Raw genomic sequence first — 12,152 nt, 5'->3', positions numbered from 1 at the left:
AATTAAAACTCCGGAAATTATTTTCGGAGTTTTTTTTATGGCGTTACCACAAGGGTCGGGCTTTTCGCTAGTCGCTTTTTTGTGTTGCATAAGCGCAACAACACAAAAAGAGCTTCAACAATAGCTACAATCCCTAACGCAAGCCAAAACATTAATTAAAAACCCTAACTTAGCTTCATGAATTTTTCGTATTGGGAAATAAAATCATGGCTATCAAATGTAGATTTTTGCATTGTTGGTAGCGGCATTGTAGGGCTTAATTGCGCGCTTCAATTAAAAGAAAAACACCCAAAATCTAAAATATTAATACTCGAAAAAGGAACCTTACCACAAGGTGCAAGTACAAAAAATGCAGGATTTGCATGTTTTGGAAGCCTAAGCGAAATACTACAAGATCTTAAAACACATTCTGAAAATGACGTTCTTCAGCTCATAAAAAAACGAGTTAATGGCTTACAATTATTAAGAAACAACTTAGGAGACAAACAAATTAATTACCAGCAATTAGGAGGCTACGAGCTGTTTTTAAAGAATGATAACCATTTGTTTGAAAACTGTATTTCACAAAAAGAAAAAATAAACACCTTACTAAAACCTATTTTTTTAGAGCATGTATTTAGTATAAAAAACAATAGTTTCAATTTTAAAAAAGTTAATCAAAAGTATATATTTAATCAATTTGAAGGACAGATTGATACAGGTAAAATGATGGAAGCCTTACTCAAAAAAGCATATTCAAAAGACATAAAAATATTAAATAATATAAAAGTTGAAAGTTTTATAGACGATGCAGCCTCAGTTAAAATTAAAACAAATCAATTCGAGTTTTCAGCGTCAAAACTATGTATTGCAACCAACGGTTTTGCATCTCAACTTATTAACGAAAAAGTAAAACCAGCCAGAGCCCAAGTTTTAATAACAAAACCAATTAAGGATTTACAAGTTAAAGGCACATTTCATTTAGATAAAGGCTATTATTATTTTAGAAATATAGATAACAGAATTTTATTTGGAGGCGGCAGAAACCTAGATTTTAAAGGCGAAGAAACCACAGTATTTAACCAAACAGAACTAATACAAAACAAACTAGAAAACCTTTTAAAAACAACTATTTTACCAAACACACCTTTTGAAATTGATTATAAATGGAGTGGTATTATGGGAGTGGGCAACCAAAAAAAGGCCATTGTTAAGCCACTAAGTAATCGTGTATACTGTGGAGTTCGTCTTGGCGGTATGGGAGTAGCCATTGGAAGTTTAGTAGGAAAAGAACTGGCAGATTTAATATAATGTATATAAAAGAAGAGTTATATAACCAATGTTTAAAGTTTATAGAAAATCGAACCTTAACGGTTAAAAACACTATTGCCGAAATACAAGTATCCCTTCAGTCTGAAACTAAAAGTACTGCTGGCGATAAGCACGAAACTGGACGTGCTATGTTGCAATTGGAAAGAGAAAAAGCAGGAAATCAACTAGCCGAAATAGAAAAAACAAGAGCTTTATTGTGTAAGGTTAACCCAAAAAACAAATCGAATATTATAGGTTTGGGTAGTGTAGTTTATACTACTAAATTAAACTATTTTATAGCTATTTCTGCAGGCGAAATTCGTATAGAAAAAGATGTTTTTTATGCTATTTCTGCAAGTACACCAATAGGGCAATTGTTAATAGGTAAGGCTGTAGGTAACACCATTAGTTTTAGAGAGCAAGAGTTTACAATTAAAAAAGTATTATAAGTTATTTTTATCTAGATAAAGAGAAACTATGGTGTCTTTTTTTAAAGCATGTTTATGTTCAAAAAATATATAATTACCATTTAAATTAGCTTCAATTAAATAATAGTGACCTTTAAAGAATGATGTTTTAACAATGGCCTTTAAATTTGATTGTTCAACCACTTTTAATTCGTGCGCATACACCATATTGCCATTAATATTATTAAACTCGCCAAAAAAAGATGCAATTAAAGGGGTTTTAGGGTTTTTATAAAGGGTTTCGGGTAAATTGTTAGCTACAATTTTATTGTTGCTTAAAACAAGCATACGATCTGCAAAACCCAAAACATCTTCTTTGTCGTGAGTGGCAACAATACATGTAATTTGGTGCTCTTTTAAATATTTAAAAACGCTACGTCTTAAGCTTTGTTTTTTAAAATTATCTATATGGCTAAACGGCTCGTCTAATAAAATTATTTCTGGTTGTTTTGCTAAGGCTCGTGCTAGTGCAACACGTTGTTTTTGGCCGCCGCTAAGTGTTTTTACTTTGGTTTTTGCAAATTTAGTAAGCTCTACCACTTCTATTAATTCTGCAGTACGTTTTGCTTTTTCTTCTGGGTAAAAACGAGATAAAAATTTACCTATGTTTTCTTCAACAGTAATAAAAGGCATTAAGTCAAACTCTTGGGCTACATATTTCATAAAATCGTAGCCAACAACTAAGTTGTATTTTGGACCTAAAATAGCTTCATTTTTCCAAAAAATATGGCCTTCATCTAAATCGTATTCACCATATAGAACTTTTAATAAAGTACTTTTTCCAGAACCACTCTCGCCAATTATAGCAACATGTTCACCTAATTGTGCCTTAAAAGAAATATCTTTTAAAACGGGTGTTTTATTATAAGAAAAACTAAGGTTTTTAATGTTTAACATAAGTTACAAAAATACTATAAAAAAACACGCTTCTATTTAGAAGCGTGCTATTAAAATATAAGTAGAATATTATCCTTTTATTTTTTCGTTAAGCTTACTTGGTAAAACTTTAAAGCCCATGTTGTAAAGCGTAAACCCATAAATATCGGCATATTGTTCAATGGTTTTGCTTACAGGTGTTCCTGCACCATGGCCAGCATCGGTTTCAATACGTATTAATGTTGGGTTGTTTCCTGTTTGTTTACTTTGTAATTCGGCAGCAAATTTAAAGCTATGTGCCGGCACAACACGATCGTCATGATCGCCAGTTGTAATTAAAGTTGCTGGATACTCAACATTGCTTTTCACATTATGTAAAGGCGAGTAACCTTTTAAATACTCAAACATATCTTTACTGTCTTCGGCCGTTCCGTAATCATAAGCCCAGCCAGCTCCTGCTGTAAATGTATGGTAGCGTAGCATATCTAAAACGCCAACAGCTGGTAAAGCTACTTTGGCTAAATCTGGGCGTTGCGTCATGGTTGCTCCAACCAATAAACCACCGTTTGATCCTCCTCGAATTGCTAAATAGTTAGGCGATGTATAATTTTTGGTAAATAAATATTCAGCAGCTGTAATAAAATCATCAAAAACATTTTGTTTTTGCATTTTTGTTCCAGCATTGTGCCAAGCCTTACCATATTCGCCACCGCCACGTAAATTTGGAACGGCTAATATGCCTCCTTGCTCCATCCAAACAGCATTTGCAATACTAAAACTTGGTGTTAAACTTACATTGAAACCTCCATATCCATAAAGTATTGTTGGGTTTTTGCCATTCATTTCTAACCCGATCTTGTGTGTAATAATCATTGGGACTTTGGTACCATCTTTTGATGTGTAAAATACTTGATTACTTACATAGTTTTCTGGGTTAAAATCGATTTTTGGTTTACTATATAATTCTGAAGTGCCATTTTTTATGTTGTATTTGTAGATATTGCCTGGTGTTTTATAGTTTGTAAACGAATAATATAATTCTGTTTCTTCTTTTTTAGTTCCGAAGCCACCAGCGCTTCCAACACCAGGTAGTTTTACTTCTCTTATGTGTTTACCATTATAGTCGTATTGTAAAACTTTTGATACGGCATCTATCATATATTCTGCAAAAAAGTAGCCACCTCCTTTTGATGGGCTTAGTACATGTTTGGTTTCTGGAATAAAGTCTATCCAATTTTTTGGTTCTGGGTTTGATGCGTTTACAGTAACTATTTTTTTATTAGGTGCATTTAAATTGGTAACTAAAAACAGTTTGCTACCTTGGTTTTCGATAATGTAAGTATCGCTATTGGTATGATTTAAAATAGTAGCGAATTTGCTATTAGGTTTTGTAAGATCTTTAATTAATAATTTATTTCCAGAGGTTGATGTTTTAGGCGAAATTATTAGGTAATTATTATCTTCTGTAACTGTAGCGTAAATATAACGGTGTTTTTCGTTGGGAGTTGCGCCATAAATTACTTGGTCTTCGTTTTGTGGGGTTCCTAGTTTATGGTAGTAAACTTTGTGTTGGTCGGTTTTAGCAGAAAGCTCGCTGCCTTTAGGCTTATCATAACTAGAATAATAAAAACCTTCATTTTTATACCAAGACATACCACTAAATTTAATGTCTACAAGTGTGTCTTCAATTATTTTTTTTGTTTCGGTATTCATGATTAAAATTTTTCTCCAATCACTTCCTCCTTCAGAAATTGAATATGCTAAAATGCTTCCGTCTTTAGAAAAACTTATACCGCCAAGAGATATCGTACCATCTTCTTTAAATGTATTAGGGTCTAGAAATACAGTTGCTGTATTAGGGTTTTCTCCTGTTTTGTATCTATAAATAACATATTGATTTTGTAGTCCATTATTTTTATAAAAATAAGTGTAATTTCCTTCTTTAAATGGCGCGCCTACTTTTTCGTAATTCCATATTTCAGATAAGCGTTTTTTAAGTTCATTTCTGTAAGGAATGTTATCTAGATACCCGAAAGTGGTTTTGTTTTGTGCTTTAACCCAAGATTCTGTGTCTTTACTTCTGTCGTCTTCTAACCATCGATAAGGGTCTTTTACTTCAACATTAAAATAAGTGTCTATCGTATCTACGGTTTTTGTTTCTGGATAATTCACAGTAATAATTTTAGATTTTTCTATGTCTTGTTTACAAGATAAGAATAGGGTTAGCCCAAGAATGGCACAAGATATTTTTTTCATGATTAGTGTTTTTAGGAAGTTATCAAAAATAAAAAAAAAGCCTCTGATTAACAGAGGCTTTAAGATATCTTTAGTAAAATAAATTTAAACTAATTTGTGCTCGATTAAATATTCTGCTATTTGTATGGTGTTTGTTGCAGCGCCTTTACGAAGGTTATCTGCAACAATCCACATGTTTAATGTATTTGGTTGGGTTTCATCTCTACGAATACGCCCAACAAATACCTCGTCTTTTTCGTGTGCAAAAATAGGCATTGGGTAGGTGTTTGTATCTGTATTATCTTGTACAACAACACCAGGAGTATCGTTTAATAAATTACGAACATCGGCTAGATTAAAATCGTTTTCAAACTCTACGTTTACAGATTCTGAGTGCCCGCCAGCTGTTGGGATTCTAACTGCTGTTGCCGAGACAGAAAATGTTCTGTCGTTCATTATTTTTTGTGGCTCTCTGGCAAGTTTCATTTCTTCTTTAGTATACCCATTTTCTTCAAACACATCGCAATGTGGCAATGCGTTTCTTCCAATTGGGTAGGGGTAAGCCATTTCGCCTTCAACACCAGCAATTTCGTTTTCTAATTGTTTAACTGCTTTAACACCAGTACCAGAAACCGATTGGTATGTTGAAACCACAACACGTTTCATTTTGTATTTTTTATGAAGCGGGTTTAAAGCCATTACTAATTGAATTGTAGAACAATTAGGGTTTGCAATAATTTTATCGGCTTTGGTTAATTCGCTAGCATTTATTTCTGGAACTACTAATTTTTTTGATGGATCCATTCGCCATGCCGAAGAATTATCGACAACAGTAGTGCCGGCTTCTGCAAATTTAGGTGCCCATTCTAATGAAGTGCTTCCTCCAGCAGAAAACAAAGCGATATCTGGTTTCATTGAAACAGCAGTTTCTAAACCAACTACTTTATAATCGTTTCCTTTGTATGTTAATGTTTTACCAACAGAGCGTTCTGAGGCAACAGGAATTAATTCTGTTACAGGAAAATTACGTTCTGCAAGAACTTTTAACATGACTTCGCCAACCATTCCAGTTGCACCAACTACAGCTACTTTCATTTTTCTAACTTTTAAGTTTTTGTGAAAACAAAATTAAGTATTTATTCCATTTTAAAATTAAAAAAAAGCCCTCGTTTTCATAAAACAAGGGCTTTTTAACAACAAATAACAGGTTGTTATATAATTAACGTTTTGTTATTTTTTAAGTAAATCTCTAATTTCTGCAAGTAAATCTTCTTGAGATGGTCCTGCAGGAGCTTCTGGAGCTGGCTCTTCTTTCTTTTTCATTTTATTAACTCCTTTTACTACCATAAACATTACAAATGCTACAATAATAAAGTCTATAACGTTTGTTAAAAATGTTCCATATTCTAAAAATACTTCTCCTACCATTTCTCCAGCGTCGTTTAGTGCGCCATCTTTTAATTTATATCTTAACGCTTTAAAGTCTGAATCGAATATTAAACCTACTAAAGGTGAAACAATGCCTCCTGTAAAAGCAGTTACAACTTCTTTAAAGGCTGCACCCATTACAAAACCTACTGCAATGTCTACAAGGTTGCCCTTCATTGCAAATTCTTTAAACTCTTTTAACATAATAAATAAAATTTTTAGTTAGTGAATTCCAAAAATAGGGAAAAAACTTTAACATTTGTTAAGTTTCTTATTTTAGGTAAATTCTTTTAACACGTTGAGATATAGATGTTATAAGCTCGTAAGATATTGTATTGGCTGTAGAGGCTAAATTCTCGGCGGTAGAGTGTTTGTCAAAAATAATAACTTGGTCGCCTTCATTACAATCTATATTGGTAATATTAACCATAATCATATCCATACAAACATTGCCTATTATTTGGGCTTTTTTTCCGTTAATGGTTACAAATCCTTTTTCGTTGCCGTATGGTCTGCCTATGCCATCGGCATGACCAATGGGTAATGTTGCTGTTTTTAATATAGTATGACTTTTGTAGGCACGATTATAACCAACAGAGTCGCCTTCTTGTATGGTATGAATTTGAGAAATAACGGTTTTTAACGTCGCAATGGGCTTTAAGTGTTTGTTTTCTTTATTAGAATTACCAAAACCGTATAAGCCAATACCGCTTCTTACCATATTAAAATGGGCTTCTGGGTAGTTTAAAATACCCGAAGTATTACACATGTGCATTAAAGGGTTGTAATCTATTTGTTTTTTGAAGTTATTGGCAATGGCTTTAAAGCTTTTAATTTGGTTTAATGTAAATTCTTTTTCATTTAAATCTTCGCTTGCTGCTAAATGCGAAAAAATAGATTTTACTTTTACCGTTTCGGTTTGTTTTAATTTAGAAATTACAGAATCGACATCATGTTTTGAAAACCCTAACCGGTTTAAACCTGTATTAAATTTTATATGAATAGGGTAATTATTAAGTTTTTTAACCGAAGCAATTTCAATAAATTCATTTAATATTTTAGTATTGTAAATACTAGGTTCTAAATTATACTGTATTAACTGTTTAAAGTTTACCGTTAGCGGATGCAAAACTAGAATAGGCTTTGAAATTCCTGCTTCTCTAAGCGCAATACCTTCGTTAATATAGGCTACAGCAAAATAGTCTGCATTTAATTGTTCAAGATAATTGGCAACAGTACAAGCATCACTACCATAAGCAAAAGCTTTTACTACAGCCAAAAACATCGTGCTGGGTTGCACCTTAGATTTAAGGTGCTCAAAATTATGTTTAAGTGCTTTTAAGTCTATTTCAAGCACAGTTTCTTGTGCTTTAGGCATTAGGGTTTTGTGGTTTTGGGTTTACTTCTTGTGCTTCGGTAACTTTCATGTGTTTCACTTTATCTCTAAGCATGGCTTTGTAGTAAGCAGCGCGGCTTAAAGGTTCGTACTCATTAACTTCGCCAAGTAAAACAAGGTTGTCGTTTTGGTTTTTGCGGTAGCTGTATTGAGCCAAATTTCCTGTTTTGGTACAAACAGCATGAACTTTTGTTACATACTCGGCAGTTGCCATAAGGTTTGGCATGGGGCCAAAAGGATTGCCTTTAAAATCCATATCTAAACCAGCAACAATTACCCGAATACCCTTGTTTGCTAAATCGTTACAAACACGTACAATTTCATCATCAAAAAACTGAGCTTCATCAATACCAACAACATCGCATCCGTCTGCCAAAATAGGAATATTAGCTGCAGCAGGAACTGGTGTAGATCGTATTTCATTAGCATCATGCGATACCACCATGTCTTCATCATAGCGCACATCAATAGCAGGTTTAAAAATTTCAACTTTTTGTTTTGCAAATTGCGCACGCTTAAGCCTACGTATAAGCTCTTCGGTTTTTCCAGAAAACATGGAGCCACAGATAACTTCTATCCATCCAAATTGTTCTTTATGATTTACTGTATTTTCAAGAAACATTTCGTAATTTTAACACTAAAATGAGGTAATTTATCGTTTGCATAAAGGTGACGTAAATTTATTAAAAAACAAAAGTCTTATAGCGCAATAATTTAAAATTTATAAACAATGAAGAAGAAACTAGAATCCGAATTGGTTAGCATAGCACATAGAATTCTAAAATTAAAAGGAAAAGAGGATGTTATTAAAATGCATACCGAGGTTTCTGCGCTTTACGAAAAGCTATCTGTATTAAAATTTGCTCACGAAAATTTTGAAAGCGATATCCCTACAATTGGTAACGACTCTTCGTTTTTTGATATGCTAGATAGTGCTTTTAATAATAAAGTTAGCGATAATATTGAAGTTGAAGATAAGATATATATTAATCTAGATGAGGTTGAAGAAGATGATATTATGGAACCTGTAATGAATAAGATTAAAGATATGGTGGCGCATATGCCCGAAGAAACAGAAGGCATTCCTAAAGAACCTGTAAAAAAACATAATTTAGAAGATATAACTGCAGGTTTTGAAGACATACCAGTTTTCGAGCCTGTTTCCAAATCGCAAAATGATATTTCTAATGGAAAAAAATCGTTGAACGACCAACTTAAAATAGGTGGATTAAAAATAGGATTAAACGATAAAATAGCCTTTATTAAACATTTATTTGATGGAAAAAGCGAAGATTACGACCGTGTATTGTCGCAGCTAAACACCTTAGAATCATTAACCGATGCCCAAAATTTTATTCAGAATATGGTAAAACCAGATTATAATAACTGGGAAGGTAAAGAAGCCTTTGAAGAGCGCTTTATGGAAATTATTGAAGCTAAGTTTAATTAAAATTAGGGTGTTTACAAGCTAAAAAAGGCAAGATTGTACTTTTTTGTTTATAGTTTTGGCTCTATACTCGCCTTACTAAAAGCTAACTATTACAAATACGAAGTATTCGCGTTTTTATAAATTTGAAATAAAAATCAATGCGTAACCACTAACATAAATGAGTAAATTATATATAGTTCCTACACCAATAGGAAACTTAAAAGACATTACTTTTAGAGCTTTGGAAGTGCTAAAAGAAGTCGATTTAATACTTGCTGAAGACACCAGAACATCGGGTAAACTATTAAAACATTTCGAAATTTCAACACACATGCAGTCGCACCACATGCATAACGAGCATAAAACGGTTGAAAGTGTTATTCAAAAATTAAAAAGCGGAATATCTGTAGCCTTAATAAGCGATGCAGGAACACCAGCCATATCAGACCCAGGTTTTTTATTATCGCGCGCATGTATAGAAAACCATATAGAGGTTGATTGTTTGCCGGGTGCAACCGCCTTTGTGCCAGCATTAGTAAATTCTGGTTTGCCTAACGATAAATTTGTTTTTGAAGGTTTTTTACCTGTTAAAAAAGGGCGCCAAACACGGTTATTACTTTTAGCCGAAGAAACCAGAACCATGATTTTTTATGAAAGCCCACATAAATTAGTAAAAACTCTAGGGCATTTTTGTGAGTATTTTGGAGAAGACAGACCTGTTTCGGTTTCTAGAGAATTAACTAAAATGTTTGAAGAAACCATACGTGGTACAGCCAAAGAAGTATTAACTTATTATACTAACAAACCACCAAAAGGCGAAATAGTTGTTGTGGTTGGCGGAAAAAATAAATAGCATAAAAATATAAAAATGGAAATAGAAGCTTTTAAAAATAAATTAAAAGAAAACCCAACTCTAATTGATTTTTCTGAAACCATGAGCGTTATAGAAAACAATTACAACTTTATACCAACAGCGTTTACAAACGGTAGTTTAGAAAATGCCGAAGGACAAAATTCTGGCTCATGCAAACTATTTGCTTTTGCCAAACAACAAGGGTTTTCTAAAGACGAAACTTTAGCCTGTTTTGGGCAATATTATTTTAATGATGTTCTTAAAAATCCAAACGACACAGGGCACCAAAACATTAGAAATTTTATGAATACGGGTTTTGATGGATTGAGTTTTAAAAAAAATCCGCTAACCAAAAAGTAAAATACAGGTATCTTGTTATGGGCTTATTTTTAAAATTTAATTATAAATGCAAAATTTACTTGGCAATATAAAACAATGCACTATTTGTGCAGCGCATTTGGCATTAGGCCCAAGGCCAGTAGTATCTGCACACCCAGAATCTAAAATAGTTATTGTTGGTCAGGCTCCTGGTACTAAAGTTCATGCTTCTGGTATTCCTTGGGACGATGCCAGCGGTAAACAATTACGTAAATGGCTTAATGTTTCTGTTGAAGATTTTTACGATGTTACTAAATTTGCCATAATACCTATGGGGTTTTGCTATCCAGGAAAAGGAAAAACAGGCGATTTACCACCACGTCCAGAATGCGCACCACAATGGCACAAACCATTGTTTAACAAACTAAAACATGTAGAACTTGTTATTTTAATTGGTATGTATGCTCAAAAATATTACTTAGGAAAAAGTGCCAAAAAAACATTAACAGAAACAGTAGATAATTTTCAAGAATATCTACCCAAGTTTTTACCATTGCCACATCCATCGCCACGAAACAGGTTTTGGTTAACTAAAAACCCTTGGTTTGAAGTTGAGGTGTTACCTGTGTTAAGAAATCGGGTAAACAAACTTATTCAATAAAAAAACCTCCCCAAATCCAGAAAGGTTTTAATCTAATATATCTAAAAGCAAAGCGCTCTAAAAATCGAATAATCTAAGAAATCTAAACATGCTTCCCCTTTTCCCAACCATGTTTTCCTAAATATTGTTCGCCACTTTCAATAGCGCCATCTTCAATAGACGTTCCCATGCTGTCGTTCCATCTATTTAAATAACCAAAAAGCGAAATAACACCAAGCATTTCTACAATTTCACCTTCATCCCAATATTCGTACAAACGTTTTTTTATGTTTTCATCTACACCATTAGGCACTTGACTTGCCGCCAAACTAAAATCTAACGCAGCACGTTCGGCCTCGCTAAAAGCAGGATGTGTTTGGTATTCCCAAATATTATCCAATTGTTCTTGCTCGGCGCCATAACGTTCGGCAGCACGAATAGCATGAGCTTGGCAATATCGGCAACCAGTACTATTACTAGACACCCAAGCAATCATACGTTTTAAAGCCGATGTTACTCTACCTTCATTGGCCATAACAGCTTTGTTTAAATTAATAAAAGCTTTACTTATGGCAGGCCTACGTTGCATGGTTAAAACCGAGTTTGGACAAAACCCTAAGGTTTCGTTAAAAAACTCAGCAAGTTCTTTGGTTTCTAAATCATGATTTGCAGATAAAGGAGTAACTAAAGGCATATTTTCTTTTTTTGTAGTATTTTTGATACTCACAAGAAACAAAAAAAAGTTTAAAAATGGCAGTAAAGGTTAGCACAAAATGGTTAGGAAATATGAGGTTTGAAAGTACAAACCCATCGGGTCATAATTTATTTATTGATGCAAGCGAAGAAAACGGTGGTAATAGCGAGGGGTATAGACCTAAAGCTTTAATGTTATCTGGCTTAGCTGGTTGCTCGGGGTTAGATGTAGCTGCTTTAATAAAAAAAATGAAGCTTAATGTAGATTCGTTTCATATTGAAACCGAAGCTAACTTAACAGAAGAACACCCAAAATATTACGATAAAGTAGCTATGCATTTTCACTTTTATGGATCAAATTTAAATGAAAAAAAATTACAACGAGCTGTAGATTTATCTATTGAAAAATATTGTGGTGTTATGGAAATGTTTCGTAAATTTTCAGATTTAACCATCGAAACCCATTTTCATGAAAAATAAAGGGCAACAATATACGTTGAACTTTTATTAAAAAATCTCACACTTCT

The 12,152-nt window shown here is 33.2% G+C and carries 14 protein-coding genes; 7 read left to right on the top strand and 7 right to left on the bottom strand.

Translation table 11 applies throughout. The annotated features are described in order from the left end of the window. Positions 1 to 177: 177 nt before the first annotated feature. Complete coding sequence (locus tag ACNG5D_RS11640) at positions 178 to 1,290, top strand: NAD(P)/FAD-dependent oxidoreductase (RefSeq protein ID WP_418183693.1); 1,113 nt, start codon at positions 178 to 180, stop codon at positions 1,288 to 1,290. Further along, on the top strand, positions 1,290 to 1,739 hold the full coding sequence (locus tag ACNG5D_RS11635) for a 3-oxoacyl-ACP synthase (protein WP_418183692.1): 450 nt from the start codon (positions 1,290 to 1,292) through the stop codon (positions 1,737 to 1,739). The genes ACNG5D_RS11640 and ACNG5D_RS11635 overlap by 1 nt, the downstream gene beginning before the upstream one ends. Here the strand turns inward: ACNG5D_RS11635 and ACNG5D_RS11630 are convergent. From ACNG5D_RS11630 to ACNG5D_RS11605, 6 genes are all read right to left on the bottom strand, one after another. After that, complete coding sequence (locus ACNG5D_RS11630) at positions 1,734 to 2,654, bottom strand: ABC transporter ATP-binding protein (RefSeq protein ID WP_418183691.1); 921 nt, start codon at positions 2,652 to 2,654, stop codon at positions 1,734 to 1,736. The two genes, ACNG5D_RS11635 and ACNG5D_RS11630, sit on opposite strands and share 6 nt — an antisense overlap. A 69-nt stretch (positions 2,655 to 2,723) precedes the next feature. Beyond that, positions 2,724 to 4,889 carry a prolyl oligopeptidase family serine peptidase gene (locus ACNG5D_RS11625; protein ID WP_418183690.1) on the bottom strand — a complete coding sequence of 722 codons (2,166 nt, stop codon included), beginning with the start codon at positions 4,887 to 4,889 and terminating at the stop codon, positions 2,724 to 2,726. Positions 4,890 to 4,973: 84 nt separating this feature from the next. Beyond that, a complete protein-coding gene (locus ACNG5D_RS11620) occupies positions 4,974 to 5,963 on the bottom strand; it encodes an aspartate-semialdehyde dehydrogenase (protein ID WP_418183689.1) in 990 nt (329 codons plus the stop codon). Positions 5,964 to 6,098: 135 nt separating this feature from the next. Continuing rightward, entirely contained in the window at positions 6,099 to 6,500 is a 402-nt protein-coding gene (gene mscL / locus ACNG5D_RS11615) for a large-conductance mechanosensitive channel protein MscL (RefSeq protein ID WP_418183688.1), read from the bottom strand. A 67-nt stretch (positions 6,501 to 6,567) separates the two neighbouring features. Beyond that, the gene (gene alr, locus ACNG5D_RS11610) at positions 6,568 to 7,674 is read right to left on the bottom strand and encodes an alanine racemase (RefSeq protein ID WP_418183687.1); all 1,107 of its coding nucleotides are present in this window, start codon (positions 7,672 to 7,674) and stop codon (positions 6,568 to 6,570) included. Next, the gene (locus ACNG5D_RS11605) at positions 7,667 to 8,314 is read right to left on the bottom strand and encodes a thymidine kinase (RefSeq protein ID WP_418183686.1); all 648 of its coding nucleotides are present in this window, start codon (positions 8,312 to 8,314) and stop codon (positions 7,667 to 7,669) included. The genes alr and ACNG5D_RS11605 overlap by 8 nt, the downstream gene beginning before the upstream one ends. A 108-nt stretch (positions 8,315 to 8,422) precedes the next feature. Between ACNG5D_RS11605 and ACNG5D_RS11600 the strand changes: the two genes are divergently transcribed. From ACNG5D_RS11600 to ACNG5D_RS11585, 4 genes are all read left to right on the top strand, one after another. Continuing rightward, the gene (locus tag ACNG5D_RS11600; RefSeq protein ID WP_418183685.1) at positions 8,423 to 9,142 is read left to right on the top strand and encodes a hypothetical protein; all 720 of its coding nucleotides are present in this window, start codon (positions 8,423 to 8,425) and stop codon (positions 9,140 to 9,142) included. 157 nt (positions 9,143 to 9,299) lie between these two features. Continuing rightward, entirely contained in the window at positions 9,300 to 9,974 is a 675-nt protein-coding gene (gene rsmI / locus ACNG5D_RS11595) for a 16S rRNA (cytidine(1402)-2'-O)-methyltransferase (RefSeq protein ID WP_418183684.1), read from the top strand. 15 nt (positions 9,975 to 9,989) lie between these two features. After that, entirely contained in the window at positions 9,990 to 10,334 is a 345-nt protein-coding gene (locus ACNG5D_RS11590) for a HopJ type III effector protein (protein ID WP_418183683.1), read from the top strand. A 46-nt stretch (positions 10,335 to 10,380) separates the two neighbouring features. Beyond that, entirely contained in the window at positions 10,381 to 10,953 is a 573-nt protein-coding gene (locus ACNG5D_RS11585) for a uracil-DNA glycosylase family protein (protein ID WP_418183682.1), read from the top strand. 82 nt (positions 10,954 to 11,035) lie between these two features. Here the strand turns inward: ACNG5D_RS11585 and ACNG5D_RS11580 are convergent, their stop codons facing one another. After that, positions 11,036 to 11,626, bottom strand: coding sequence for a carboxymuconolactone decarboxylase family protein (locus ACNG5D_RS11580; RefSeq protein WP_418183681.1), 591 nt, complete (start codon positions 11,624 to 11,626; stop codon positions 11,036 to 11,038). A gap of 56 nt (positions 11,627 to 11,682) precedes the next feature. On the opposite strand from ACNG5D_RS11580, the gene ACNG5D_RS11575 reads away from it, so the two are divergent. Then, positions 11,683 to 12,105: an OsmC family protein gene (locus ACNG5D_RS11575; RefSeq protein ID WP_418183680.1), complete on the top strand. Its 423-nt coding sequence runs from the start codon at positions 11,683 to 11,685 to the stop codon at positions 12,103 to 12,105. The last annotated feature ends 47 nt before the right edge of the window (positions 12,106 to 12,152 follow it).

The sequence above is a fragment of the Algibacter ulvanivorans genome (assembly GCF_048381495.1).
Lineage (GTDB): Bacteria > Bacteroidota > Bacteroidia > Flavobacteriales > Flavobacteriaceae > Algibacter_B > Algibacter_B ulvanivorans.
The sequence above is the reverse complement of the archived record's forward strand: the minus strand, read 5'-3'. Positions and strand labels throughout refer to the sequence as shown.

What these genes read in the sequence shown, in the direction of transcription:
- ACNG5D_RS11640 (WP_418183693.1), top strand. Translation starts at nt 178, where the DNA reads ATGAATTTTTCGTATTGGGAAATAAAATCATGGCTATCAAATGTAGAT.
- ACNG5D_RS11635 (WP_418183692.1), top strand. Translation starts at nt 1,290, where the DNA reads ATGTATATAAAAGAAGAGTTATATAACCAATGTTTAAAGTTTATAGAA.
- ACNG5D_RS11630 (WP_418183691.1), bottom strand. Translation starts at nt 2,654, where the DNA reads ATGTTAAACATTAAAAACCTTAGTTTTTCTTATAATAAAACACCCGTT.
- ACNG5D_RS11625 (WP_418183690.1), bottom strand. Translation starts at nt 4,889, where the DNA reads ATGAAAAAAATATCTTGTGCCATTCTTGGGCTAACCCTATTCTTATCT.
- ACNG5D_RS11620 (WP_418183689.1), bottom strand. Translation starts at nt 5,963, where the DNA reads ATGAAAGTAGCTGTAGTTGGTGCAACTGGAATGGTTGGCGAAGTCATG.
- mscL (WP_418183688.1), bottom strand. Translation starts at nt 6,500, where the DNA reads ATGTTAAAAGAGTTTAAAGAATTTGCAATGAAGGGCAACCTTGTAGAC.
- alr (WP_418183687.1), bottom strand. Translation starts at nt 7,674, where the DNA reads ATGCCTAAAGCACAAGAAACTGTGCTTGAAATAGACTTAAAAGCACTT.
- ACNG5D_RS11605 (WP_418183686.1), bottom strand. Translation starts at nt 8,314, where the DNA reads ATGTTTCTTGAAAATACAGTAAATCATAAAGAACAATTTGGATGGATA.
- ACNG5D_RS11600 (WP_418183685.1), top strand. Translation starts at nt 8,423, where the DNA reads ATGAAGAAGAAACTAGAATCCGAATTGGTTAGCATAGCACATAGAATT.
- rsmI (WP_418183684.1), top strand. Translation starts at nt 9,300, where the DNA reads ATGAGTAAATTATATATAGTTCCTACACCAATAGGAAACTTAAAAGAC.
- ACNG5D_RS11590 (WP_418183683.1), top strand. Translation starts at nt 9,990, where the DNA reads ATGGAAATAGAAGCTTTTAAAAATAAATTAAAAGAAAACCCAACTCTA.
- ACNG5D_RS11585 (WP_418183682.1), top strand. Translation starts at nt 10,381, where the DNA reads ATGCAAAATTTACTTGGCAATATAAAACAATGCACTATTTGTGCAGCG.
- ACNG5D_RS11580 (WP_418183681.1), bottom strand. Translation starts at nt 11,626, where the DNA reads ATGCCTTTAGTTACTCCTTTATCTGCAAATCATGATTTAGAAACCAAA.
- ACNG5D_RS11575 (WP_418183680.1), top strand. Translation starts at nt 11,683, where the DNA reads ATGGCAGTAAAGGTTAGCACAAAATGGTTAGGAAATATGAGGTTTGAA.